Below are 24,067 nucleotides of genomic sequence, written 5' to 3'. Positions count from 1 at the left end.
TTCTAAGTTAATTTTTGTGTCTGATAACCACCACTATACAATACATCAAGCAACTCAATTAAATCTTCACCATCAGCCAGAGTAGTTTCCAAATGAGGTTGTATCCATTTAGCATATATCTTTTGGTTGAATTGAATCATTAGTCGTAGCGATTTTTTTTCATCAATTGCACCTTGAAGCAATGGCTCCAGAAGAGAAGCATAAGAGTCAATATCTCCATCAATAACCATTGAATGATTACAATCAGTATAGCCATAACAAATTAACATGAGTTTATAGTCATCTCCTATTATTAATAGGTCTTGGGCTGAGTGCTGGGTCTTTTCATCAATATAATCTTTAAACCTTATGATATTTTTAAGAATGTTCATAGACTTATCGATACTGCGAGGCAAATCAATAAACCAACTGATTACATTATCAGTTATTGATAATTCTTTAGTGGTATCACCACTATAAATCGCATTGAATGTGGCTTGATTAAAATTCAATGGTTTCGATTTTTGTTCATTTTTAAAAAAGGTTTGATCAGAATATAAAGGCATCAGGACTCTTAAGATGTGAAACAAAATGAATTGTACAACAATAACACACATGGGTCAAATAATAATAGAACCCGACAAGCTTTATACATTAAAATGCTGGTGGTCATCTATATGTTTATATTCCAGAGATTTTTGGTCGATTTGTGAGCAATAACACCTATAATTTTGATTATCTATTAATCAGATTTAATGTTCTGCAGCAAAATACCCTACTAATCTCACAATATGAAAATATCTTTAGAACGCTGTAATTCTTTTTGATTTTCACCCGTATAACTGGAGCCTGAGTGTATAAAAATGTTAATTGGCACTCAACTTGAGCCGAAAGATCTCACCTTTCAATTCAATCGTATCTCCTGCAACCATCTTTTTTCTTTTCTGTTTTTCTATTACGCCGTTTACCAATACAGTGCCCGCAGCTATCATTTCCTTAGCTTCTGCTCCACTTGAGGCGATACCTTCAAATTTAAGAATTTTAAAGAGTTCAACGTGATCTTTATTAATGAAAACATCGTTCATATTATTTTTTACTCCAGTAATTATGAGTTATCGCAATCTTTACTATTTAAGGAAGCAAGATAAAGGGTTTCAATTTCAGCAAGCCTGGTCCGGGAGTAGGCCCCACAGGCCGTATCCCAAGTTTACATTCTATCTCCAAACTCGCCTTCAACACCATCATATCCCCAATTTTCTTGCAATACTCCAATCGGAACATAACGATGGAAACCGGAATACGGCCATTCTTTAGCTGAGGGTGCGTATCATTGTTTAACAGGGTTAATGAAAACCTGGGATACGGCCTGTGAGGCCTACTCCCAGGCTACGCCGGCTTAAAACTGATCATTGAATGATCCACTCCATTTTGTAAATGGAATAGTAACAATAAGCGTGTTAATCGGATTAGTGAACCATATTCGACATGCAATATCAGAGTTTTTGATATATAAATAGATACAATAAGAGAATCACTATGTGATCAAATTAATGAAGTTTTCATAAGGCCAAACAACAAGTTCCTTCAATCTAAATGGATAAATAATGAATAGATTAACTCTGGAAAAAGCAAATGCCATTATTGAGGCGGCGTTTATTGAAAGTATGAACTTATCGCTGCAACCGATGTCAATTGCAATTCTTGACTCAGGTGGACATCTTGTAGCATTCCAACGTCAAGATAAAGCAGGTATTTTGCGGTTTGATATAGCCTTTGCTAAAGCCTATGGTGCTCTGGGTATGGGCATAGGTTCGCGAGGTTTGGCACTCAAGGCACATGAAATTCCTGACTTAATGGAGGGAGCAATGATTGCTTCAAAAGGACGACTTATTGCTGCTCCAGGCGGTGTACTCATCCTCAATATTGATAATGAAATTATAGGGGCTGCGGGAGCAAGTGGGGATACATCAGATAATGATGAACATTCCGTCATTTCTGGTATTCTATCCGTAGGCTTGATACCAAAAACAAGCTAGGTTCTGAACATAATCTATTAATGTTGAGTTCCTGTTTCATCTTGCTCCCAGTATCGTTTATTCAGGTATTAAATCTGGCAAGATTGCCAAAGGCTCGGTCGCAAAACGCCATAAATGCACCTAACTCATTCATTAGGGACAAGAGCATTTTGCCAATCATCCATACTAAAATGTCTAAACGATCAAAAGGCAAGATGCGACCCCAATTACACAATAAAATGGATTTTATTAACTACTTTAACTTCCCGACCTTTGGTAAGCAGATTGCTTTTATAAAACATCTCATAGGATAATGAAATTTACCTCCCGTTTACTATTAAGAATTGTTGAATGATATTTTACTTTTTATTGGGGATTCATATTCTATGCGGCAGTATTTCCCTAGCCTGCTCTGTAGCAGCCATTGCCACTCCCAAAGGAAGTAAAACCCACAAAAAATATGGTCGTTATTTTTTTTATGGAATGACAGGAATTTTTATTACGGCGTTACCAATGGCCCTCATCAAATCCAATATGTTTCTTTTTTTGATTGCCATTTTTAGCTATTACCTGGCTTATAGCGGTTTTCGTTATGCAAGACGACGTGAGCCAGTTATACCAATATCAGACTGGATCATTTGTTCGGCTATGATCTCAGCCTCCATTATGATGATCATCATGGGATTGTGGTATTTTAATACCGATAGGGTTCAATCCACGGTTCTATTAATTTTTGGTTTTTTGGGAGGAAATTTTAGTTTTGGTGATGCATTAATTTATTATAAAGGTCAGGTTCAATATAAACTTCGAATTACCCGGCATTTAGGAGCAATGTTAGGAGGTACTATTGCTGTATTTACTGCATTCCTGGTCACCAATATTACTATTGAACACTCTATTTACCTCTGGCTAGGCCCGACGGTTCTCTTTACTCCAATAATCATTTATTGGACCAATAGAGTTAAAAATAATAAAGGCTTATTGAATTCTCAATAAACCTTTAGGATGTTTTCATTGAATCTTCGAATATTATTTAATTTCAGTAGCTGTTTTTTTAGCTTCTTTAACTAATCCTAACATTGCTTTTTCAATAATCTGAAAAGACTGTTGCATATAATCTAAAGCTTTATGACCATTCTCAACAGCCAGATTAATTTGCTTTTCAAGAACTTCTTCAGGTTTTTTAACATGAGCAAGTTCATCAGGTTTCAGATAACTTAAGCCTTGTAAGGTTTTAACATTCAATTCCGCTATAGCTTGAAAAGGCTCTTGTAATTTTTTAGCCATTTCACTCCATTTTTCAAAATTTGCCTGGTTCATGATTTTCTCCAATATGCTGCATTGCACAATTTAATAATAGACCCTATATATAAGAAATGTCAATGTATCTCACAAAATAATTTTGCACTGCACCATAATTTTACCCTTTAAATAGTTTCTGCCATTGCTGCATCATTTGCTGCATCTGGTTATTCCAGGTTTCTGTTGCCTGTTGATACGGATTATTTTGTAAGGGTTTATCCATAGCCTGAAACATTTGTTCCATCATTCCTTTTAATGAAACATGCATGGGATGGTTTGCCAAAGAAATAATCTGGCGCAAAATTTCAGGGGATAAAAATTGAGTAGGACCCGCTTCCATATCGACAATAATCTGCAGCAATACTGAATTAGTCAGATCTTTCCCAGTTTCTGAATCTTCAATTCTGAATGCAACGCCATCTACTACATAACGTTGTAACTGTTCAAGTGTGATGTATTGACTGGTTTCAGTATCATAAAGCCTACGATTTTTATATTTTTTAATTAAACGGGTCATAGGTAATCTCAAAAGTTAAATGCGTTATAGTTTAATACATATGTAATCCACCGTTAACGCTGAGATTTGCGCCTGTAATATAACGACTCTTTTCACTGATCAAAAACTCGATTGCCCAGGCGATTTCCTGTGGATCAGCCAATCTTTTTGCCGGTATTAACTCAATGATACTCGCCAAAATGTCGGGTCTGATCCCTTGCATTAATCGAGTATTGACATATCCAGGAGAAATACTGTTTACAGTAATGTTTTTACTCATTAACTCTTGCGCCAGACTTTTAGTAAAACCATAGACTCCAGCTTTTGATGCAGCATAATTTGCCTGGGAAAATTGTCCTTTTTGGGCATTCACTGAAGACACATTGACGATCCGGCCTGAAGCCTGCTCTTTCATGCTTTCAACAACTTGTCGTGTCACATTAAACATTCCATCAAGATTAACGCGTAACACTTCATCCCATTGTTGTTTGGTCATTTTAGTAAACACGGCGTCACGAGTAATACCCGCGTTATTAATCAATGCGTCAATAGGTCCCAACTCTTTGATGAGGACACTAATCACTTCCTGACATTGATCAAAATCGGTAACATCCATATGGCGAAATGATATATTTTTATATCCTTGATCCAGCAGATCCTGTTTCCAGGCCTTTCCTTTTTCGTCCGAAATCAGATCAAGCGCAATGACATGCTTATAACTCGCATCCAATTGTTTTGCGACCGCAGTACCTATATCTCCTGTTCCACCTGTAATCAATACAACATTATTATTCTGCATGAAATTCTCTTTTTATTTATAACAATAGGCTCAAATGTTTCAAATAATTCTGGCAAAGTAGACCGTTTTTTATTGTTACTTGCCTGAATCTACTTACATGTATTGGCCACCATTTACATCAAGATTAGCACCTGTAATGAATCCACTGTCAGGAGAAGACAAAAATGCTACTGCATCCGCCACTTCCCGAGGATATCCTAATCGACCAACCGGAATATTGGCTATGATGGAATTGAGCACTTCTTCTTTAACAGCGGCCAGCATTGGAGTTTCTATATATCCAGGAGAAACCGTATTCACAGTAATCCCTTTACTTGCTACTTCTAATGCAAGACTCTTGGTAAATCCAAACAACGCTGCCTTGGTTGAAGCATAATTGCATTGTCCAAATTGCCCTTTGCGCCCATTAATAGAGGAGATACTGATTATTCGGCCATACCCTTTTTCCAACATTACAGGAATGACATTACGAGTCATGTTAAATACACTGGTCAGATTGGCATCCAACACATGTTGCCATTGTTGCGGAGTCATTTTTCGCAGGCTGCAGTCTTGAGTAATGCCCGCATTGTTAACCAGCACATCGATACGCCCGTATCGCTCCATAATCAGCGTAGTTATTTTTTCACAATCACTGTACTGGGCAATATCGCCATAAACTATATCAATATCATAACCCAGTTGCTTTTGTTCTGCTTGCCATTGTTTTGCTTCTTCGTGGCGTCCATCCTTAAAATAACAAGCAACAACCTTGAAATCCGTCGATAAACGTTGACTTATAGCAGACCCTATTCCCCCGGTTCCTCCGGTAACAACAGCTATCATTTGTTCCATAACAACTCCCTGTTTTGAAATGACTACTGAATGACATTACTACAAAGTAAATTGCGCCACTTGTCAATGGCTTATCCCTCAGTTTATTCAAATGAATAAACTATATACAATTAAAAATAAAACCTGCACTGCAGTCACGGTAAGTCCATTTTGGATCATTGCTTTGACGTTTTCACTACCTGCAAAGCCCATTGCAGCAAACATATTAGCTCCTGGATATGCATAATTTGTCACACGGGTGGCAAATAACATACATAACGCAAACGAGATCATAGGCAACTGCATCAAAATAACCGAAGGAGAAAAGAGCTGATGCAACATTTTGATTGTTGCTTCAGCGGCTCCGGGCATGCCAAAAGCACCAGTGAACCCTATTAACATGGACAATACAGGTTTGCCACCCAACTGGATTAAAGGCGTTAATAATTGGGTTAGAGCATCAAAACCTCCTGCCTGATGAATCAACGACATAAAAGGATCAAATAATATAAATAAAAAAAACAGGTGCAGACTTTTTTGCATCCCTGTAAATAACAAACTAAATACCTGTTTTATACTTAGTTGATTCATTAATCCAGTAATAAACGCTAAAAATAACATAACAAAAATAACATAGGAGGTTTTTGCCTGAGCGAATAAACCATAGACCACACACGCCAAAAAAGCGAACAAAAAAATCAAGGTTGTACGCTTTTGCTGCTTATTGGGAATAAAGGGTTCAGAGCTGTCTTCATTTTCGCAAAGTTCATGAGCATACTGTCTTTGTAATCGTGAAGCCATCATCCAGGTAGTAATTAAAGTAACCAAAGCCACCGGAAGTGCAGCATAAAGAAACACAGTCCCATAACTAAGGCCAGTAACACCCAATAAAGTAACCACCGGAGGGGCAAAAGGCCCCAGGATTAAAGCTTCTTCAGCAGAAGCCTGCATTAATACAGCCAGGCTTGGACGTGATAATCCAACGGAACCAGCAACAGGGCGCAAACTGGGAGCAAGAATGGCTAAACCTCCAGCCAATGTTCCAAGTAAAGCCACAATGATAAAAGAAGAGAGCACAATACCTGTTTTTGCGCGTCGTTGCGTATTAATCCCGATACCATAAACAATTTGATGGACTAAAGTATGGCTGACCTGTGTGTGCGTTAGTACCTCTCCTAACCCTCGACCCAGCATGATGATAAAACCGACTAAAGCCATAAATGAGCCTAAAGCACCGGCCATGGTATTGCCTATGGCAATAGGACTGCTCAGATTCCACAAAAAACCTAATCCTACGCAAAGTGCCGTAGCCACCAGAGGATCTACATTGCGAAATAACATCACGGCATAAAGAATAATAATCGATAAACTGGCTAACTGAATGTAATATGACATTAGTGGATCTCTCCAATCCGATTTAATCCCTGCGAGATCCCTTCAATACCCAAACCCGGCTTGTCTGAAAGAATAATTTGCGTGCCAAGGCATTGTGCGCCGCCAAGAATATAATTGTCGCGAATCAAATAAATGGGATCGAGGTCAGCATAAAAGATATCCGGTTTACTTAAAGCAAAACTGGCTACAGCAGCAACTCCGATAGGTGACTCCAGCATACAGCCAACCATTATGTCCATCCCTGCTGCTTTAGCGATGTTATAAATTGCTTGAGCGTTTTCTATGCCACCTGATTTCATTAACTTGATATTGACTCCATCGCAGGCATCAATTTTTGCTAGATTCAATGTATCTTCGGGTGAAAAGCACGCTTCATCAGCAATAATGGAGCAATCTACCCGGTCACTAATAGCCTTTAAATGAGCTATGTCGCAAGCATCAACCGGTTGCTCCACTAAAGAAATATTCAACTGATGGTGTTTGAATGAATCAATCATTTCAAGCGCATCGTCATAAGACCATCCTTGATTCGCATCAACAAGCAACGTAATGCCATCACCTACCGCCTTACGAATTGCGCTAACCCGTTGTATGTCGTCAGCCGGATTTAATCCCAATTTGATTTTTATAGTGCGATGTCCTTGTTTAACCCAATCAATTGCATCACTTACCATCTCATTAACACCCTTAACGCTTAGGGTAATACACGAATTAATGCTGTTGCTATTACCGCCCAATAACTTATACAGTGGCAAACCACAATTTTGGGCAAATAAATCATGAAGAGCTATATCCATAGCCGCTTTTGCTGAGGAATTACCTGCCAGGTTCTGGTTATTCATCTGCAATAATAAATTCAACTCTGAAATGCTTCGTCCAATTAATTGTGGTCCCAGAATATCCTTAATTGCGGTCACAATAGATGCTGTACTATCACCAGTAATCGCCGGTGTTGATGCTGCTGAACCATAGCCTATATTGCCACGATCGGTTTTAATCATTACCACCACATCATCAACACAATCTGTGCGTCTTACTGCCGTAATAAATGGGCGAATCAATGGTATGGTCAACTGCGCAATATGAATTTCCTTAATAATCATGCAAGCACCTTTTTAAAAATTATTGCGACCAATACGATATAATAAATTCCATTGTTCTTTTACACCATAAATAATACATTAAATAACCTCATGTGCTCTTTATTTAAACAAATTAGTTGTTATAATCCACATTGAATTTATTTTTGGAGCAGTTGGTGAGCGCGCGACAACAATTATCTCAATTTTTACAAACACATCACATTCAGTATGAACTACCTGCTGAGATAAAAGATGACGAACGCGTAGTCAACCCAATTCGCGCTGTTTGTGAACGCTTAATGCATGCCCGTCCGTCGTTATTAAAACCAGGCTATCTGAAAAATCTTGAAGCGCTTATGAGAGTAGCTCAGGATGCACTTTTTTTCACGGGCAATTATAACGGTCAAGAAGAATCCTGGAGACCCATTGCCTTTCAATTAGCCATCGATAGATTAGCCTCAGCAAATCCTTCTGTATTGAATCAAGATACTTTTAATGGAATTTGCCGAATCACCACGGCAAATCTGGATCAAAGGGATATTGAATTCGTAGCTCAATGTTTCATTGATATGTATAGAAGACGTCTTCTTTCAAAAACAAACATCCAGGATTTAGTTGAGAAAGTCATTAATGCTCCTCTGCGACTGAAAACAAGTACCCTTATGTTGGAACTCAATGAAAATGGGCATACAGAGTCAGTAAACGGTCCAGATATTCATGAGCGAAGCTGCGCGGAAACGCTGAATAATTGGCTCTCCGCTTGCCATTGGTTAAGACAAGCAGATTTTAGTCTTATGATGCGAAGTGCCTGTCGTGAAGATGTACTCTTCATTTACATGCAAAAATTGTATGAAAAGAGACTGAACACACCAGCCAATTGCCAGGCTTTAATAGACAGCGGCATACCGGTTGACTCAATTCGTAACGGACTCAAAGTGGGCACCCAGAAGGAATTGAATGAGAGTCTATTCCAGATTTGTACTCTTAAATTGCAGGACCTAAAAACGAAAATTAACAGTATAAAAATTGGTGATGATGAGAGTGCTGCATTATCCCTACATAATCAGGCCTTATCTGTTTATAAACAACTATGCAGCTTAAGAAATTCCAGGGAGATTCAGTCTGATCCACGAAAGTTCCTTCACACGATAGTTGTCATTCACAACGCATTACCTACTCAAAATACCCAACCAAAACAATCGGATGTAGATGAGCTTATCGCTACGGGATATGGCGCAAAAGGGCATCCTTCTGAATTATGGAAAACAGCGGGAATCCTGATGATGAGTTTAGGAACTGCAATCGCATCTGCCGCAGGGATTGCACTTTGTGTCAGTAGCTTGGGTATTGCTGCACCGCTGGGTATCAGTATTGCTGCGGTGGGTGTTGCCAGCGCTCTCACAGGTGCAGGATTCTTCGCTTATGGTTCAACCCGGTCTGGATTATCTAAAAGCATCTTGGATTTAACTGAAGCGATACAACAGCCAGTACCACAACCGGTTTTCGGATAACACGACAAGAAACTTAATTGAAGACAATCATCTTCAGTGGTTTGATTTGAACATTTGCTCCTTTAGATAATTGATTGCCCGCACTCAAGGACATACCAGACTTTTAATCATGTACAGAGAATTATTAGTCTATTATTCTACTCAGGATTTAAATGAATTATACCAATATTTTGAACATCAATAATTCATCAATTGAAATCCTTGGTGGTTGTTCAAAATAAAAGACATGGCAAAACAGACTCTTCTGGTTTTACAGGAATACGTCAAATAGAATGGAGACTCTTATGAAAACCGCATTGATTACAGGAGCTAATCGAGGTATTGGTCTTGAAATCGCTCGTCAACTAAAAGAAAAAGGCTATTATGTTATTGGCTGCTGTCGAAATCCTGCAAAAGCGAATGAACTGAAGCAATATGCTGATGAGATCATTCAACTGGATGTCACTCAGGATAATGACATAGCGTCTTTGCAGCAAACACTCAAGAACAGCCCCATTGATTTGCTGGTAAATAACGCGGGGATAACCGGGGAGCAAGGTGTCACCACAGGCAATATCAGCAGAACCAATTTTATCGATGTTTTAAACGTCAATTGCATTAGTGTGGTTAAAATAAGTGATGCCCTACTGCCGAATATTCAGGCCAGTCAAGATAAAAATATTTTAGTCATCAGCTCTCGAATGGGAAGTATCGCAGAAAATGATCAAGGCAGATCTTATGCTTATCGTACCAGCAAGGCGGCTCTCAATTGTGCCATGCGCAGCTTTGCTATAGATGTACAAGATAAAGGTGTTCATGTAATGCTCATTCATCCAGGTTGGGTAAAAACGAATTTAGGTGGGCCTGACGCGTTAATTGATGTTCAAACCAGTGTTACAGGAATGCTCAATCAAGCTGAAAAAGAACTATCCAGGAGCCACGCCGATAAACTGCATCGTTTTGATGGCGGCGTGATTCCCTGGTGATCATAAATAGTCATTAGCTTTTTATAAATTTCCTCTTATAACTGGGGCACCATGCTTTCCTGTTCCGGAAGTTCAGGAAACTTCTGTTTTAATTCACTCAGAACAGCCGTATGGTTATTCAACCAGGATGTTTTGATTGTCCGTTCCTTTTCATAAAGTGTATTAATTTGGGTTAAGTCAGCCTGACCTTTCTTCCTGATTTTAGGAACTTCGGCTCTGGACTCGGCAGTTGCAAAAAATCCAAACATTGATATTCCAACACTAAATGAAATTCTTCGTTCAATATCACGTACAGCGCTCACCTTTTGCTCTTCAAGATCACGCATAAAAAGTTCTTCAAGTTTCATTTAAACAGCTCGACTGACCAATAAGAGCGCACATAATAACATTTTCAAACAATTGCGTAAACGGTAGCTTAAGTGTCTATCCAAAATGACTCCAGTATCAAGGCAGATTACTTGAAGAGCACAGGTGAAGTACTTCAAACTGTATTTAATCAATTTAAAATCGAGGTTCAAATAAACCAATGCTCTTGATGCATACATGATTTGTGTAAATAAGGATTAAACATTCGGGTTTAATAAATTATCCGTCTGACACCCCATAAATTATTTAAATAATAACAAGGGGTAACGATTCGATAGTCTGGTCCTTGATAATGACTGTCCGTGATGATCCAATCGCCCAAATGAGGCATCCATTCCATTTGAGAACAGAATCCGTTAGGCGCAATCTGATCTGGATGAATGCCCTTTGCATCGTCATTAATTTGTTGGCCTGTCCACATCACGACATGTACAACGGCTGATGGGTTTATAGCGTCAGCTCGGGGAGTGGAAATAAACAATAAATCTCCAGGATGTAAAGCCGCCAAATCCGAAGCACGAATACTGCCTGGATGCTTCGCTCCGTATTGATCAATTACCGATAAGTACCCACCATGCCCTGCACAGGAGTGATTGACCTCCAGCGTATTGTCTCTACAAACCAATTTTCCTGCTGCCTTTGGATTATCCAGAACATGGGTGCCTGATTGTTGATTGGGAGATAAATTAATTTGTGACTTATCCGAACGTTGTCCTGCCTGATATTTTATATTACTGCTGAATCTTAATCCCAAAGCAAAATTATACAAAAAAGCAGTGTAATTACTGCAATCCATACCATACCACATGGTGTTATTCACCCAATTGCCCAGCGTTTCAGAACCGATTCCCGTATAATTCCATCTGATCTGCTGCTGATAATGGGTTGAACCGGGCATAATATTTTTGGCAACACTGCAATATCCACCTTTATGTTTTTTGGCATTTCGTTCTCTTACAGGAGTTTGATAATCCGGCACATAATGATGGCAATAATTTAATTTGCGTTTAATCCAATAATCCGCTGCGGCAAGAATACGTTGCCTTTGCCAACCTAAGTTAGCTGGAACAATGCAGTTGAGCAGTTCTGAACTTAATTGCAGGGTATTCGGTTTCGGCCCCCAGCCTTTGACCATTCGATTTGAATGAAATGGTTGCTGTAGTTCGAAATCAAAGTTTGCTGTGTTATTCATACAGGAAGTGGTTATCACGGCAGAATGTAGCGAAACAGAACAGAATAAAATACCTACTGATATTAGGATGTGTTGCCATTTCATCAAATTATACCCAACGTCCTGCGACTTGTTCGCGGAATCCACAGATTCAGAATGATTAACGAACATAATATATTCATCAAGATCGAAATGGATCCCACGAACAACTCGCGGTACGTCGAATTCGGAATTATCAACACACCCAAGAATCACTCTATTTATAAATATCCGTGCTTGATTCATCATTTTAAAGTTCCATTAATCACTAAAGTTAAGCCTCATAATGAGGCGCAGCCTTTATAGTCCCTGATCATCTTGCATTAAAATTTGATTAAATGTACCCTGTCAAGGCTTTGAAATCTATTTCTTTCAAGCAGTTACTCTATGATTTGGTAGCTTCTCAACAACCTCGAGAATTTCATCATCCTGAACGCAGTGAAGGATTTTCAAATGCAGGCAACATGCCAGTTTCAGGGACTCTCGCTCTCCATTCGAGATGATGTATTCCAGACTTGTTGATCAGTTACATGTATTGAAACATGATTTTCACTTAATGAGGGAACTATGATAAATAAATTACTGGCTACAACTCTTTCACTGGTTGCATTGACCGTACCACACTATGCCCATGCAAATGATGATTCTTGCGAAATCCAGGTTGCAGTATCCAGCCCCCCAATTCAACCCGATCAAAGTGTTGCTTTTAATGTCACTAATGACAACGGCCTTAGTAAATCAATTATTCTGCAAGGTGGAAGTTCGCCTAAAACCATAGGAAAATTAACCTGTTCACCTATGCCTTATACAATAAGTGCCACCCAGTTCTCTAACCTACCAAATATGATAGCAAAAAATAGTCAACAAATTGGTCAATGCATGTTAAAGGCAGGTAATGTATTTTTGAACGGTTCCAACAACAGTGTATCTGTAGTTTTTCCAAATGATTTTATTTGTAATAACTAAAATTGATGCTTAATGCTATTAAGATAAGGAGCGACTCTTTTCGTAGCCCGTATTAGCAAAGCGTAATACGGGGAAACAATGAAGTTTATTGCCACTTAGATCCTGTATTATGCTTCATTCTGAGGAATCCTGAAAATTAATTACTCACCTGGTTAACTACAGTCCTGTGTGAGCAAGAAATATGTCATTCCCGCAAAGGCGGGAATCCATGTATCAAATTAGCACCTGATTGCGTTTGTTAAATGGATCCCCACCTTCACGAGGATGACGTCATTTTGCTCAGTGCGAGTCAATAGCGATCTGTAAATTGGCTAAATAAATGCCAGGACTCCTCAGCGCTTCATTAATACAGGCTAATACGGTTTAAATTTAAGATAGTAAATTCTGGACTTAATAAATAGGATAAGCTTTGAAGAGAAATTGAGTGTGGTTTATAAAAACCACACTCTTATTTGAATACTACTTAGCATAAACTGGAACATAACCCTTTAACTGTTGAGCAAACTGTCTCAATACTTCAAGACCAGACTCTTCAGCCTGACGGCACCATTGTTGTAGTGCTTCAATCAGTTCTTTTTGTGATGTGGCAGTTTTCATCCATACATTCTGTAAAGATTGTTTGTAACTATAAACAATACGTAATTGCTCACGAGCTTCCAAAAGAGTTTGCAACCGTGTTTTAGCCTTGGTTGATAGTAACTTGTCTTCACGACGTAACAATCGCCCAGCACGTTGAAACAGCTTTTTGTCTTCTTTAGTCTCGATACTTTGACTTTTTTCTTGCTTGAGTATCGGTCTGATTACAGCTTTATAATAATTGGACATGACCTGGAAGCGATTGGAAATTACCGCTTTAACTGTATCGATGTCCACTTGCAGCTTACCTTCATCCATAGCCAGTTTTGGCGGTAATTTCTTAACTTTAGCCAAACCAAAAAATGAAAGAACGCGAATATACATCCAGCCAATATCAAACTCCCACCATTTAACAGAAAACTTGGCTGATGACGCAAAGGTATGGTGATTATTATGCAATTCTTCACCGCCTATCCAAAATCCCCAGGGGATGATATTGGTTGCTGCATCCAGACATTCAAAATTTCTATAACCCCAATGATGCCCAATACCGTTAATTACTCCGGCAGCAAACAATGGAATCCAAATCATTTGAATGGCCCAAATGGTCAATCCAGGAGCGCCAAATAAAAATAAATCGATGAACAACATCAACATAATACCTTTAGCGGAATGACGGGCATAAACATTACGCTCCAACCAATCATCAGGGGTACCGTGTGAGTATTTCGCAACCATATCTCGGTCCTTTCGTGCGGCGCGATACAGTTCAGCTCCTTGCCAAAACACTTTCTTAATGCCTAATACCACAGGACTATGAGGATCACCCTCAACATCCGTTGTAGCATGATGTTTACGATGTATAGCAACCCAATCAGCAGTAACCATACCTGTTGTTAACCACAACCAGAAACGAAAGAAATGACTGATGATTGGATGCAATGTCAACGCTCTATGCGTTTGATTGCGATGAAGATAAATTGTTACTGCCGCTATAGTTATTTGTGTTAAAACTACAGTTGCAAGAACATACCCCCAAAAGGACAGGTTTAAAAATCCGAAAACCATAGAAACCCCGCTTTAGATAAAAATAGGTAATAAAAAAATAATACATCCACCATCTGGAAGTACTATTTCAAAAACATTATATCCATATAGTATAATGATAACACATTTTCAATGATAACATTGCATGATTTCATTATGTAGCCGATAATTAATTAATAACTTTCATATGGATGAAGCCATGAACGATAAATTAGAAAAGATTTTTGAAAATTTAGTTCCATTTATAGTGATTGGAGTTGGTATCGCAATTGTTATCGGATTATTATTCATGTTTTTCTACGTCGCTATCTGGGGCGTGGTAATCGGTGGCATTTTATATCTTGCTGCCCTTGCAAAACAGTATTTTTTCCCCAGTGAATCAACTAAAAAGGAACAAGGACGAATCATTGAGCATGATGATAAAAAATAATGCCTGAATTACCTGAAGTTGAAACCACAAAACAAGGAATTAAACCCCATCTGAAGGGTCAAATAATTAAGAATGTCAGCATTCGTAATTACTCACTCAGAATACCAGTTCCTTCGAATATTGACGAGCTGTGTATAGGTAAAAAGATATTAGCCATCACACGAAGAGCTAAATACCTGTTGATTCACCTTGATGAAGGATATTTACTGATTCATCTAGGAATGTCGGGGCATTTAAGAATAGTGCCCGCAGGAACAAAAGCAGAAAAGCATGATCATATTGATATGCTTCTTGCTAACGGATTAATACTGAGGTACTGTGACCCCAGACGATTTGGTTTGTTCCTTTATATAGAAGACAACCCGCATCAACACTCACTCCTGAGTCATTTAGGACCAGAGCCTCTATCTGAAGATTTTAACCCTGATTATTTAATCCAAAGAGCGAAGAATAAAAATCAACCGGTTAAATCGTTCATAATGAACAATGAAATAGTAGTAGGTGTTGGCAATATCTACGCCACGGAAAGTCTTTATCTGACAGGATTGCATCCATTAACCCCAGTCAAGAATATATCAGCAAAGATTTTAAGTCGGTTAACTGTCCATATCAAAAAAACGCTGGAATCAGCTATAGCAGCAGGTGGAACCACATTAAAAGATTTTTATACCTTCGATGGTAAACCAGGCTACTTCAGTATATCGCTTCAAGTATATGGTCGAAAAAAACAACCGTGTTACCGTTGCGCCTCTATCATCGAGAGCATCGTAATCGCTGGTCGCCATTCAGCGTTTTGTCCTCAATGCCAACCGATACATAGTGTCTCATAGCCCACTCTAAAATGCGACAATTAAAGCCAGATTACAAATAATTTGAACAACAGTGAGCTTTACTATAAAATACCACTCTCTAAAAGCGTCATAAGGGCACTTAATGCTGCGTATCAAATTAGGAAGTCATACTATCAGACGATATAAAGAAAGAGGCATCGTATATCGTCCTGATTTTATCATTTACGACATTGATGAAGCAGAGTATCGCAGATTTTGGGAACAGATTAAAAAACATCCAAAAGGCCAGTTATATACTGATGGGATACAGGTGTTTCGAGTAAGTTGGTTGCAATCACTGTTTCAGTCACTTAAAGGGTGGCTGGGTTTTGAAAATCATTGCCAGGCCAATAAAGTAGAAATGACTCTCGCTAAAATCGCCTATCAAGGTTATCTGAAAGGATTTCATGCGCCTAATCAATTTAAATTTGATCCGCCCATTATATCTGACCGCTTTGAATCATTACTCAACGAGCCAAGAGAGAACAGGAACTCTACAGAGTTACAACAACTGCTCATGAGTTATTATATTACACATTCAGATCAAATCACTCACTGGGGTTCCCCAGTGCATCTGGCTTTTCCTTTTGGACAAACCTTACTTAGTGAAGAATTGTACCAATTCATTCCCAGCATTGATGCTCAGGATGACTCCGTTATTTTAAGCGCAATCGATGGATTACATTATCGCTTTAAACGACTTGAGCTAAGGGAATGCATGAAAAACAGTCATTTTGCAGAACTTTATGCAACCTATCTGGTAGGTCAAGAACAGTATCTTGAGGCATTAAACTGGCATGAAGAAATCAAAAATCAATTTGTAGAAGAGTACATCGACTTTTATTTGCCCAGAAAACACTCTCTTTTTAATGCATTAAAATACGCGATTGAACTTATAGAAACCTTGTTTCAATCACCACGAATTGAAGATAAAAATAAATCTGTTGCTTATATTAAAAAGCATATGAGTACATCGGAACAATTAACTCATCTGGAACCTGATTCTGAATTAAGGAAGTTTGTAGCTCAGTCCTATTTACAGGATGCTAAAAAAGAAAAAAGCAAATTTCCCTTAACCAAATTACTGTTTGGAACTAATTTTATAACTCTCCTGGCGCAAGCTGTACGACTTGCACCTGATATTTTAGATCAGGATCATTCAATGCAGGACATCGTTTTAAAGGAAGAATGGATTACCTACCTGTTTAATGAAGCCATTAAAGACAGAGATTTCAAGGAAGCAACAAGCTTATTCGAGTCTCACACCAATATTAAATTCGATAAAAATAATTTGAATGTATTAAAAAGTTACTACCTGACCAAATTAGCAGAGAACCAGGAGACGATCAGAGAGGAATTGGAACACATGAATTTCCCTACGGCAGAAGATGCGGCAAAGCAAAATATTTATCTTGCTCAGCAGATTGCCCGAATCTCACCTCAGGATAATCCACTTATCCCAGTGACCATTGACTATGCGGGAACCCTGATTGACATCGATAAAAAAATGTTTCCTGATGTTAAAGAGGCAAGTCTCGAGCAATTGAATGAGGCTCAAAAAGTATTAGATAGTTGCAATCTATCGAAAAATGTACCGCAGTATAAACAACGATATAATGAATTATTGCTGCGGAAAATCGAGTGTATCATTGAAAAAATTCGCGTTCCCATCGATTTTAATGATAGTTTATCCGTTAGAAAAGAATTTGTACCACAAATTAAACCGTGGCTGGATTTATTACACCAAAATCTTTCTTCATTCATAACTCTGAATGAACAGAAACCCGGTAAAGACATTAGAGCCGTTCTGGGTAAAATCTATTATATCAAAGGCGATCTAATTCACTTCTATACTCGAAATAGACAAGAAGCTCTCCCTTATTTTAAAAAGGCAGCAGAGGTAATGTCTGAAAATCCTTATTATCGATTACGTTATTACGAGCTTGCTGAAGACGAGAGACGTCATGATGTTAGAGATGAAATAGAGAACATGGCTTATTTAAATACGACAAAATACACCATGTGGATGGAAGAACGGTGGAATGAGACACGCTTCATGTCTGAAGGTTTTGATATCCATGATATTGAACCAGTAGATAACGATGTATTGTCACGACTAAGCCGTATATTTGGATCCTAATTACAGAAGATTATCTAACAATCTCTGCTATCATAATTCATCTAGGCAATTTAATTGGCTTGCTGTATGATTACCCGTCAATAAACCAAACGCAATGATAATGAAAATAAGCCGATTAAGAACTGCCTGGATAGTCCTCGCATTATGTTTTTATACAACAGTAGTGAGTCTGCGTTCTATATTTAAATACTATTTCAGTACGCCAACCCGACCCTGGGTAGATAAAACCATTCATCATTGGATAGATCAACTTTTAAATGAAGTAAAAGTAGATTACAAGGTTATCAATGATTTAAACGTCCAGCCTCAGCCTGGAGAAGCAACTATCTTGATGTGCAACCATTCCAGTGCTTACGATATCCCCTTAGGGTTCAAAGCTTTTCCCAATCATTCAATCCGGATGCTGGCCAAAAAAGAGCTGTCCAGGATTCCCATACTCGGAAAAGGTATGAAAGCAGCTGAGTTTCCTTTTGTAGATAGAAAAAACAGATATCAGGCAATTAAAGATCTGGCTTATGCACAACAGCTCATGGAAAGTGGGATTATTATCTGGATTGCCCCGGAAGGCACCCGTTCGAAGGATGGCAAACTGGCTCCATTTAAAAAAGGTTCATTCATTACGGCCATACAGGCAAAAGCAACAATAATCCCTATAGGCATCAGAGGAGCTTTTGATATTCTTCCTGCTCGATCATTTCAGATTAATCTGAATCAGAAAGCAGAAATTCATATCGGAAAACCAATAAAAGCGTCAGAATTTACAGTTGATAATAAAGACGAATTGATTAATCAAACCTACCAGGCTATTAAAGAGCTGATAGGAGAAAAAGATAACTAATAGTTCACTCCATAACCTTTTGGCGTCGTTGCAACTTTCGCCGATAAACCAATTCCTCTGGGATCCGAAGCTGCGGTCAACACATTTTTTTCTTTATCCCAGGTGATCGCCTGCATATCACCATAATTTTGATCAAGCGGCATTAATTGATAGCCCATTGCCTTTAATCCCTCCTGGATAAATTTCGGGAAGGTATCCGGTTCAAATTGCACCAGATCGGGTAAATATTGATGATGAAAACGCATGGCGGATACCATGCTAATCGCTCCATATCCATCGTTAAAAAGTAATGAGGCAATTAATACCATGGTAGGGATTCTGCTCCCACCGGGAGTACCTAAAATAGCCACGCGACCGGGTAGTTCAAGAAAAGTAGGCGTCATGCTGGATAAGGGTTTTTTACCAGGCATTATTTCATTTTTATCGCTGCCCACAATACCAAAAACATTTTCAACTCCTGTTTTGGTTGAAAAATCATCCATTTCATCATTGAGTAAAACTCCAGTTCCCTCAGCAACGACACTGGATCCAAATATAAAATTCACCGTCATTGTTGCAGCAACTCGGTTTCCTTCAGCATCAATAATTGAAAAATGCGTTGTCGTTGTCTTCGATTTATGTTCAGAAGATTCACCTTTTAATGCCTTACTGGAAATAGGTTTATCAGGAGAAATTAAGGTACTTAATGACTTCGCATTTTCTGCACTGATTAAGTTATCTACAGGGATTGTTACAAAATCCGGATCCCCTAAAAACTGATCTCGTTGCCAATACGCCAAGCGCATTGATTCAATAACATAATGTATCCATTGTAATTTGTTATAGGTATCTAATGGAAAATTAGCTAATACATTGAGCATGGTTAATAATGCAACACCTCCTGCTGATGGAGGTGGAGCTGTAATAATTAACATATTATGATAGGCGCCAATTAAAGGTTCTCTCACCTTTATTTGATATTGAGCCAAATCCTCCAGGGTCCAGATTCCACCAGCGGCATTAACGCCCTTAACCAATCGTTGCGCCGTTTCCCCTTTATAAAAACCCTGTTCACCTTGCTCCGCTATAAGTTTTAGAGTGTTTGCCAAATCGGTTTGAACCAGTCGATCACCAATAGCATAAGGTTGACCATTCTTTAGAAAAATAGCCGCACTCGCAGGATATTTTTTTAATTGATCCATCCGGTCATACATCGTTGAGTAACTGATGAATCGTTCATCTACAGGGAATCCTTCTTGCGCCAGTTTAATAGCTGGAGCCAGTGTTTTAGCCAACGGAAGACGTCCATAATTTCTGGCGATATAAACCAGTGCAGCAGGCTCACCAGGTATTGCAGCTGCTAGCCCACCGTTTAATGATAATCCAGGTTTAACATTACCCTCATGATCCAGAAACATATTCTTTGAAGCAGCTTTGGGAGCTACTTCTCGACCGTCAATAAATATATTTTTATGGGTTCGTTCCTGATGCAATAACCAAAATCCACCGCCGCCTAATCCTGAATGATAAGGTTCTACTACCGCCAGTGCAGCGGAAACAGCTACTGCAGCATCAAATGCATTTCCACCTGCAGCCATAATCTCCAGACCTGCATTGGTGGCTAATGGATGAGCACTGGCTATCGCATAACCAGGTGGCAAATTAGGTACTGTATCTGAATATACCGGTGATGCACTTAAAATTAAAAGGAGTAAACTTTTAGACCACTTAGAGTTGAGTTTCATTTCGTCTCTTATTTAATTCCTTAACGACGCCGGGAGGAACAAATTGGGAAACATCACCATTTAACGCGGCGATTTCTCGCACCAGGGTAGATGAAATAAACATCAAATTTTCAGAAGGCGTTAAAAATAAAGTCTCTACCTTTTTCGAAAGTTTCCTATTCATACCGGCTAGTTGAAATTCGTATTCAAAATCGGATACAGCGCGTAAACCACGTAAAATAATACCTGCGTTTTGTTCAAGAACAAAATCAATTAATAAACTATCAAATCCAACCACTTGAACACCCGGAAAATGACCAACAGCTTCTTCCAATAATTGAATTCGTGTTTCCAGAGCAAGGTAAGGCCGTTTCATTTTATTGCTGGCTACGGCTACTGTAAGTTCTGGAAAAATACGCGCGGCACGAGAAATAATATCAATGTGACCGTTAGTTACAGGATCAAATGTGCCTGGGTATATTGCTTTTTGTTTCATATTTTTTAACACTGATTGCATATAAATGCAGTCTAGCGTATTGTTAATTGAAAAACTACAGAAATGGAATTGAGGTGAGCAATGAATGCATTAAAACGTTGTGCAATTGTATCTATTTGTTTTCTGACTGCGTGTGCGCCCCCACGCCCTGCTGAAGAACTTCCAACGAATAAAGTGATTCCGCTGGCAGCGCGTAAAGCAGAAACCGCTACTATTTCTTCATGGGACATTAAAGGTGCTCTAGCTGCCAAAAGTAAAACAAAAGGTTGGTCAGCTACCATGAATTGGGTACAGCATGGCCCTGGATCTTATCAGATTCGGTTAATGGGACCATTAGGTGGTGGTACGGTTCTAATTAACAAAAGTGGCGGCACAGTAACCTTCCAGGATGGACCAAAAACATCTACCTCCAGCAACGCGGATGAATTACTCCTGAAACAAACAGGAATTCGTCTTCCAGTGAATAACCTGTACTACTGGGTTAGAGGATTGCCTGCTCCAGGTGGGGTTCAATCAGAGAAACATGATCAATTTAATCATCTGGTCCAATTAAGACAAAGTGGGTATACCATTGATTTCACAAAATATACTTCTGTGAAAGGCATCGATCTGCCCAGCATGATTCGTCTTGAAGGGAATGGGGTTATGATTAAAGTTGTGATAAAGAATTGGACTGTTTAACGGCATCAACAATAAAGTTACCCGCAAAATAAGTACTCTTTGTGGGTAACAATTGATTAGCACAACAGATCATTTATGCTGCTGCTAAAAGGTTAAAAAGTCATTTGAGTTTAAATTTAATAAATATTTGCTTTCTAAAGTTGACATCATCCAAAAACCACTGCAAAATACGCAGCACATTGCAGGGATGATAGCAGTTTTATCTCATGGATGATGTAAGAATCTACAAATTTTAGGGGTGTCGCCAAGCGGTAAGGCACAGGGTTTTGATCCCTGCATACCTAGGTTCGAATCCTAGCACCCCTGCCACTTTCTTGTTGATTCAACCTAGAACAGTAGTTGAATCTAGGTACAAGTAAACAGACGGCAGAAGATACCCTGGAAGGATGCGTTCTTCGTATCGCTCAAATAATAATAATATCTTTCTGGCTGTCTTCTGCTATGTGTTTAAGTTAAGCGATTAACCTAAATCTAAGGCTTTTTACACATGTCCACGATGATGATTTTTACCGGGAATGCTAACCCTGAATTGGCGCTTAAAATCTCCTCTCATTTGCAAATACCTATTGGTCAAGCGACCGTTGGTACATTCAGCGATGGGGAAACCATGGTCGAAATATTAGAAAATGTCCGTGGTAAAGATGTTTTTGTTCTTCAATCAACCTGCGCGCCATCCAATAACAATCTAATGGAACTGCTGATTATGGCAGATGCCCTAAGACGCTCTTCAGCCGGTCGTATTACTGCTGTTGTTCCTTATTTTGGTTATGCTCGGCAAGACAGACGAGTTCGTTCAGCACGTGTTCCCATTACAGCAAAAGTAGTTGCGGACATGATGGCATCGGTGGGTATATGCCGCGTTCTGACTGTTGATTTACATGCCGATCAAATCCAGGGCTTCTTCTACATGCCTGTTGATAACGTCTACTCAACGCCTATTCTTATTGAAGACATAGCAAAACAAAACCTGAACAATATCATGATTGTTTCACCTGATGTTGGTGGCGTAGTAAGAGCACGAGCCGTTGCTAAAAGACTGGATGATGCTGAGTTATCCATAATTGATAAACGTCGTAGCGGACCCAATAAATCTGAAGTAATGCATATTATTGGCGAGCCAGCAGGCAAAAACTGCATTATCGTCGATGATATTGTGGATACAGCTGGAACCCTGTGTTCAGCAGCCCATGAGCTTAAAAAGAATGGGGCTCAAAGTGTCAGAGCTTATATCACGCACCCAGTATTATCTGGTCCTGCGGTAAAAAATATACGACATTCTGGTCTTGACGAGGTAGTTGTGACCGATACCATCCCCTTATCTGCCGAAGCTCAAAGTTGTGAAAAAATACGTGTAGTAAGTCTTGCTGATATGTTAGCGCAAGCAATCAAACGAGTGAATGTTGAAGAATCAGTCAGCTCAATGTTTGCCGAATAAATTAGTACATCTGAATAGAATCCCGCAAATGGCAACAATCAGATGCGGGGTACACACTCTGTTAAAGACTCTTAGGCCTTAGCCCCGATAAACCTGATTAATCCCTTCAAAATGACTTTGTCAATCAAAATGATAACCTATCGTTGCAGTTAGTACTGATGAAGTAATTTCATCCAATCTTCAGAATTTTTTTAAAAAATGTATCAGTGTTTATTATTTTGATTCCAACTACAGAGGCCACTCCGCAATAGAAAATGGAATGTATTTATGTGATGATCCAGATCAGGATAATCGCTGCCTTCGCGGAGGGTGACGAAGTTGGGAGTAATGTGCCATCCTCGCAAGCAAAGTCGCCCAGTGTAGTTACTTGCGCTTTATGCAAGCACTTGATCACTATGCAATCATTGACGTCCTATGCAACTACAAGCACCGTCGCCCTCCGCGAAGGCGGGGGCCCAGGAATAGTAAGTCCAAAAGAGAAAAACATGGAACAATATTCGTATGTGTACATTGTAACAAATAAAAAAAACGGAACTTTATATATTGGAATCACATCAAATCTCATTAAGAGAGTGTGGGAACATAAGAACAAAGCTACTGAAGGTTTCACAAACAAGCATGGTTGTACGCGTCTGGTTTATTATGAACAACACTCCGATATCCTTGAGGCAATTAAACGGGAAAAAAGATTAAAAAAATACCTTAGGGCTTGGAAAATAAACCTAATTGAGTCCATCAATCCCAAATGGGACGATTTATATGTAGATATTTGTAGTTAAAAATGAATAATGGACCCCCCGCCTTCGCGGTGGGTGACGAAGTTGGGGAATGTATCACCAGCCTCGCAAGCAATGTCGTCCATTGTAAGCATCGGCGCTCTATGCAAGGCATTGGCATCCAATACAAACACCGATGCTCTATAAATACACCGTCGCCCTCCGCGAAGGCGGAGGGTCCATTATTCCTCTTTAAGGCGTACCATTCCTGGGCCC

The 24,067-nt window shown here is 39.0% G+C and carries 25 protein-coding genes and 1 tRNA gene; 13 read left to right on the top strand and 13 right to left on the bottom strand.

Annotated features, from left to right (window positions below; genetic code table 11):
• Positions 1 to 2: 2 nt before the first annotated feature.
• Entirely contained in the window at positions 3 to 545 is a 543-nt protein-coding gene (locus IZU94_RS12580; RefSeq protein ID WP_203111079.1) for a hypothetical protein, read from the bottom strand.
• Between the two features lie 300 nt (positions 546 to 845).
• On the bottom strand, positions 846 to 1,064 hold the full coding sequence (locus IZU94_RS12575) for an RNA-binding S4 domain-containing protein (RefSeq protein ID WP_203111078.1): 219 nt from the start codon (positions 1,062 to 1,064) through the stop codon (positions 846 to 848).
• Positions 1,065 to 1,583: 519 nt separating this feature from the next.
• Between IZU94_RS12575 and IZU94_RS12570 the strand changes: the two genes are divergently transcribed.
• Together IZU94_RS12570 and IZU94_RS12565 are read left to right on the top strand one after the other, a co-directional pair.
• The gene (locus IZU94_RS12570; protein ID WP_203111076.1) at positions 1,584 to 2,015 is read left to right on the top strand and encodes a GlcG/HbpS family heme-binding protein; all 432 of its coding nucleotides are present in this window, start codon (positions 1,584 to 1,586) and stop codon (positions 2,013 to 2,015) included.
• 330 nt (positions 2,016 to 2,345) lie between these two features.
• Positions 2,346 to 2,990: a hypothetical protein gene (locus IZU94_RS12565; RefSeq protein WP_203111074.1), complete on the top strand. Its 645-nt coding sequence runs from the start codon at positions 2,346 to 2,348 to the stop codon at positions 2,988 to 2,990.
• A gap of 33 nt (positions 2,991 to 3,023) precedes the next feature.
• Here IZU94_RS12565 and IZU94_RS12560 read toward each other — a convergent pair whose 3' ends face one another.
• From IZU94_RS12560 to IZU94_RS12535, 6 genes are all read right to left on the bottom strand, one after another.
• Entirely contained in the window at positions 3,024 to 3,314 is a 291-nt protein-coding gene (locus IZU94_RS12560) for a phasin family protein (RefSeq protein WP_203111072.1), read from the bottom strand.
• A 100-nt stretch (positions 3,315 to 3,414) separates the two neighbouring features.
• A complete protein-coding gene (locus IZU94_RS12555) occupies positions 3,415 to 3,813 on the bottom strand; it encodes a polyhydroxyalkanoate synthesis regulator DNA-binding domain-containing protein (RefSeq protein ID WP_203111070.1) in 399 nt (132 codons plus the stop codon).
• A gap of 31 nt (positions 3,814 to 3,844) precedes the next feature.
• Entirely contained in the window at positions 3,845 to 4,591 is a 747-nt protein-coding gene (phbB, locus tag IZU94_RS12550) for an acetoacetyl-CoA reductase (protein WP_203111069.1), read from the bottom strand.
• A gap of 93 nt (positions 4,592 to 4,684) precedes the next feature.
• On the bottom strand, positions 4,685 to 5,425 hold the full coding sequence (gene phbB, locus IZU94_RS12545) for an acetoacetyl-CoA reductase (protein WP_203111067.1): 741 nt from the start codon (positions 5,423 to 5,425) through the stop codon (positions 4,685 to 4,687).
• A gap of 87 nt (positions 5,426 to 5,512) precedes the next feature.
• Positions 5,513 to 6,799, bottom strand: a complete 1,287-nt coding sequence (locus IZU94_RS12540) for a Na+/H+ antiporter NhaC family protein (protein ID WP_203111066.1) — start codon at positions 6,797 to 6,799, stop codon at positions 5,513 to 5,515.
• Positions 6,799 to 7,902: a dipeptide epimerase gene (locus IZU94_RS12535; RefSeq protein ID WP_203111064.1), complete on the bottom strand. Its 1,104-nt coding sequence runs from the start codon at positions 7,900 to 7,902 to the stop codon at positions 6,799 to 6,801. Before IZU94_RS12535 ends, IZU94_RS12540 begins: the two co-directional genes overlap by 1 nt.
• 155 nt (positions 7,903 to 8,057) lie before the next feature.
• On the opposite strand from IZU94_RS12535, the gene IZU94_RS12530 reads away from it, so the two are divergent.
• Positions 8,058 to 9,392 (top strand): hypothetical protein, encoded by a 1,335-nt coding sequence (locus tag IZU94_RS12530; RefSeq protein WP_203111063.1) that lies wholly within the window; start codon positions 8,058 to 8,060, stop codon positions 9,390 to 9,392.
• 284 nt (positions 9,393 to 9,676) lie between these two features.
• A complete protein-coding gene (locus IZU94_RS12525; protein WP_203111062.1) occupies positions 9,677 to 10,357 on the top strand; it encodes an SDR family oxidoreductase in 681 nt (226 codons plus the stop codon).
• A gap of 35 nt (positions 10,358 to 10,392) precedes the next feature.
• Here the strand turns inward: IZU94_RS12525 and IZU94_RS12520 are convergent, their stop codons facing one another.
• On the bottom strand, positions 10,393 to 10,704 hold the full coding sequence (locus IZU94_RS12520; RefSeq protein ID WP_203111060.1) for a hypothetical protein: 312 nt from the start codon (positions 10,702 to 10,704) through the stop codon (positions 10,393 to 10,395).
• Positions 10,705 to 10,934: 230 nt separating this feature from the next.
• Positions 10,935 to 12,182, bottom strand: coding sequence for a hypothetical protein (locus IZU94_RS12515; RefSeq protein ID WP_203111058.1), 1,248 nt, complete (start codon positions 12,180 to 12,182; stop codon positions 10,935 to 10,937).
• A gap of 318 nt (positions 12,183 to 12,500) precedes the next feature.
• Between IZU94_RS12515 and IZU94_RS12510 the strand changes: the two genes are divergently transcribed.
• Positions 12,501 to 12,899 (top strand): hypothetical protein, encoded by a 399-nt coding sequence (locus IZU94_RS12510; RefSeq protein ID WP_203111057.1) that lies wholly within the window; start codon positions 12,501 to 12,503, stop codon positions 12,897 to 12,899.
• Between the two features lie 459 nt (positions 12,900 to 13,358).
• Here the strand turns inward: IZU94_RS12510 and IZU94_RS12505 are convergent, their stop codons facing one another.
• Positions 13,359 to 14,543, bottom strand: a complete 1,185-nt coding sequence (locus IZU94_RS12505) for a DesA family fatty acid desaturase (protein WP_203111056.1) — start codon at positions 14,541 to 14,543, stop codon at positions 13,359 to 13,361.
• A gap of 178 nt (positions 14,544 to 14,721) precedes the next feature.
• Here IZU94_RS12505 and IZU94_RS12500 point away from each other — a divergent pair, with 178 nt between their 5' ends.
• From IZU94_RS12500 to IZU94_RS12485, 4 genes are all read left to right on the top strand, one after another.
• Positions 14,722 to 14,952, top strand: a complete 231-nt coding sequence (locus IZU94_RS12500; RefSeq protein WP_203111055.1) for a hypothetical protein — start codon at positions 14,722 to 14,724, stop codon at positions 14,950 to 14,952.
• Positions 14,952 to 15,782 (top strand): bifunctional DNA-formamidopyrimidine glycosylase/DNA-(apurinic or apyrimidinic site) lyase, encoded by an 831-nt coding sequence (gene mutM, locus IZU94_RS12495; protein ID WP_203111054.1) that lies wholly within the window; start codon positions 14,952 to 14,954, stop codon positions 15,780 to 15,782. Before IZU94_RS12500 ends, mutM begins: the two co-directional genes overlap by 1 nt.
• Before the next feature lie 103 nt (positions 15,783 to 15,885).
• Complete coding sequence (locus tag IZU94_RS12490; protein WP_203111053.1) at positions 15,886 to 17,922, top strand: hypothetical protein; 2,037 nt, start codon at positions 15,886 to 15,888, stop codon at positions 17,920 to 17,922.
• A gap of 100 nt (positions 17,923 to 18,022) precedes the next feature.
• Positions 18,023 to 18,760 (top strand): lysophospholipid acyltransferase family protein, encoded by a 738-nt coding sequence (locus IZU94_RS12485; RefSeq protein ID WP_203111052.1) that lies wholly within the window; start codon positions 18,023 to 18,025, stop codon positions 18,758 to 18,760.
• Here the strand turns inward: IZU94_RS12485 and ggt are convergent.
• Positions 18,757 to 20,484 (bottom strand): gamma-glutamyltransferase, encoded by a 1,728-nt coding sequence (gene ggt / locus IZU94_RS12480; RefSeq protein ID WP_203111051.1) that lies wholly within the window; start codon positions 20,482 to 20,484, stop codon positions 18,757 to 18,759. The two genes, IZU94_RS12485 and ggt, sit on opposite strands and share 4 nt — an antisense overlap.
• Positions 20,468 to 20,980 (bottom strand): pantetheine-phosphate adenylyltransferase, encoded by a 513-nt coding sequence (gene coaD, locus IZU94_RS12475; protein WP_203111049.1) that lies wholly within the window; start codon positions 20,978 to 20,980, stop codon positions 20,468 to 20,470. Before coaD ends, ggt begins: the two co-directional genes overlap by 17 nt.
• Positions 20,981 to 21,040: 60 nt before the next feature.
• Between coaD and lolB the strand changes: the two genes are divergently transcribed.
• From lolB to IZU94_RS12455, 4 genes are all read left to right on the top strand, one after another.
• Positions 21,041 to 21,640 carry a lipoprotein insertase outer membrane protein LolB gene (lolB, locus tag IZU94_RS12470; protein ID WP_203111047.1) on the top strand — a complete coding sequence of 200 codons (600 nt, stop codon included), beginning with the start codon at positions 21,041 to 21,043 and terminating at the stop codon, positions 21,638 to 21,640.
• Between the two features lie 234 nt (positions 21,641 to 21,874).
• Positions 21,875 to 21,949 (top strand) — tRNA-Gln (locus tag IZU94_RS12465).
• Between the two features lie 178 nt (positions 21,950 to 22,127).
• Positions 22,128 to 23,075 carry a ribose-phosphate pyrophosphokinase gene (locus tag IZU94_RS12460; RefSeq protein WP_058472750.1) on the top strand — a complete coding sequence of 316 codons (948 nt, stop codon included), beginning with the start codon at positions 22,128 to 22,130 and terminating at the stop codon, positions 23,073 to 23,075.
• A 485-nt stretch (positions 23,076 to 23,560) separates the two neighbouring features.
• A complete protein-coding gene (locus IZU94_RS12455; RefSeq protein ID WP_203111615.1) occupies positions 23,561 to 23,854 on the top strand; it encodes a GIY-YIG nuclease family protein in 294 nt (97 codons plus the stop codon).
• Positions 23,855 to 24,067: the final 213 nt, after the last annotated feature.

Source organism: Legionella bononiensis (assembly GCF_016786215.1).
GTDB lineage: Bacteria > Pseudomonadota > Gammaproteobacteria > Legionellales > Legionellaceae > Legionella > Legionella bononiensis.
The sequence above is the reverse complement of the archived record's forward strand: the minus strand, read 5'-3'. Positions and strand labels throughout refer to the sequence as shown.

What these genes read in the sequence shown, in the direction of transcription:
- phbB (WP_203111067.1), bottom strand. Translation starts at nt 5,425, where the DNA reads ATGGAACAAATGATAGCTGTTGTTACCGGAGGAACCGGGGGAATAGGG.
- IZU94_RS12460 (WP_058472750.1), top strand. Translation starts at nt 22,128, where the DNA reads ATGTCCACGATGATGATTTTTACCGGGAATGCTAACCCTGAATTGGCG.
- IZU94_RS12540 (WP_203111066.1), bottom strand. Translation starts at nt 6,799, where the DNA reads ATGTCATATTACATTCAGTTAGCCAGTTTATCGATTATTATTCTTTAT.
- IZU94_RS12500 (WP_203111055.1), top strand. Translation starts at nt 14,722, where the DNA reads ATGAACGATAAATTAGAAAAGATTTTTGAAAATTTAGTTCCATTTATA.
- IZU94_RS12580 (WP_203111079.1), bottom strand. Translation starts at nt 545, where the DNA reads ATGCCTTTATATTCTGATCAAACCTTTTTTAAAAATGAACAAAAATCG.
- IZU94_RS12505 (WP_203111056.1), bottom strand. Translation starts at nt 14,543, where the DNA reads ATGGTTTTCGGATTTTTAAACCTGTCCTTTTGGGGGTATGTTCTTGCA.
- coaD (WP_203111049.1), bottom strand. Translation starts at nt 20,980, where the DNA reads ATGCAATCAGTGTTAAAAAATATGAAACAAAAAGCAATATACCCAGGC.
- lolB (WP_203111047.1), top strand. Translation starts at nt 21,041, where the DNA reads ATGAATGCATTAAAACGTTGTGCAATTGTATCTATTTGTTTTCTGACT.
- mutM (WP_203111054.1), top strand. Translation starts at nt 14,952, where the DNA reads ATGCCTGAATTACCTGAAGTTGAAACCACAAAACAAGGAATTAAACCC.
- IZU94_RS12565 (WP_203111074.1), top strand. Translation starts at nt 2,346, where the DNA reads ATGATATTTTACTTTTTATTGGGGATTCATATTCTATGCGGCAGTATT.
- IZU94_RS12485 (WP_203111052.1), top strand. Translation starts at nt 18,023, where the DNA reads ATGAAAATAAGCCGATTAAGAACTGCCTGGATAGTCCTCGCATTATGT.
- IZU94_RS12520 (WP_203111060.1), bottom strand. Translation starts at nt 10,704, where the DNA reads ATGAAACTTGAAGAACTTTTTATGCGTGATCTTGAAGAGCAAAAGGTG.
- IZU94_RS12515 (WP_203111058.1), bottom strand. Translation starts at nt 12,182, where the DNA reads ATGATGAATCAAGCACGGATATTTATAAATAGAGTGATTCTTGGGTGT.
- IZU94_RS12490 (WP_203111053.1), top strand. Translation starts at nt 15,886, where the DNA reads ATGCTGCGTATCAAATTAGGAAGTCATACTATCAGACGATATAAAGAA.
- IZU94_RS12455 (WP_203111615.1), top strand. Translation starts at nt 23,561, where the DNA reads ATGGAACAATATTCGTATGTGTACATTGTAACAAATAAAAAAAACGGA.
- IZU94_RS12570 (WP_203111076.1), top strand. Translation starts at nt 1,584, where the DNA reads ATGAATAGATTAACTCTGGAAAAAGCAAATGCCATTATTGAGGCGGCG.
- IZU94_RS12555 (WP_203111070.1), bottom strand. Translation starts at nt 3,813, where the DNA reads ATGACCCGTTTAATTAAAAAATATAAAAATCGTAGGCTTTATGATACT.
- IZU94_RS12510 (WP_203111057.1), top strand. Translation starts at nt 12,501, where the DNA reads ATGATAAATAAATTACTGGCTACAACTCTTTCACTGGTTGCATTGACC.
- phbB (WP_203111069.1), bottom strand. Translation starts at nt 4,591, where the DNA reads ATGCAGAATAATAATGTTGTATTGATTACAGGTGGAACAGGAGATATA.
- IZU94_RS12575 (WP_203111078.1), bottom strand. Translation starts at nt 1,064, where the DNA reads ATGAACGATGTTTTCATTAATAAAGATCACGTTGAACTCTTTAAAATT.
- IZU94_RS12560 (WP_203111072.1), bottom strand. Translation starts at nt 3,314, where the DNA reads ATGAACCAGGCAAATTTTGAAAAATGGAGTGAAATGGCTAAAAAATTA.
- IZU94_RS12535 (WP_203111064.1), bottom strand. Translation starts at nt 7,902, where the DNA reads ATGATTATTAAGGAAATTCATATTGCGCAGTTGACCATACCATTGATT.
- ggt (WP_203111051.1), bottom strand. Translation starts at nt 20,484, where the DNA reads ATGAAACTCAACTCTAAGTGGTCTAAAAGTTTACTCCTTTTAATTTTA.
- IZU94_RS12525 (WP_203111062.1), top strand. Translation starts at nt 9,677, where the DNA reads ATGAAAACCGCATTGATTACAGGAGCTAATCGAGGTATTGGTCTTGAA.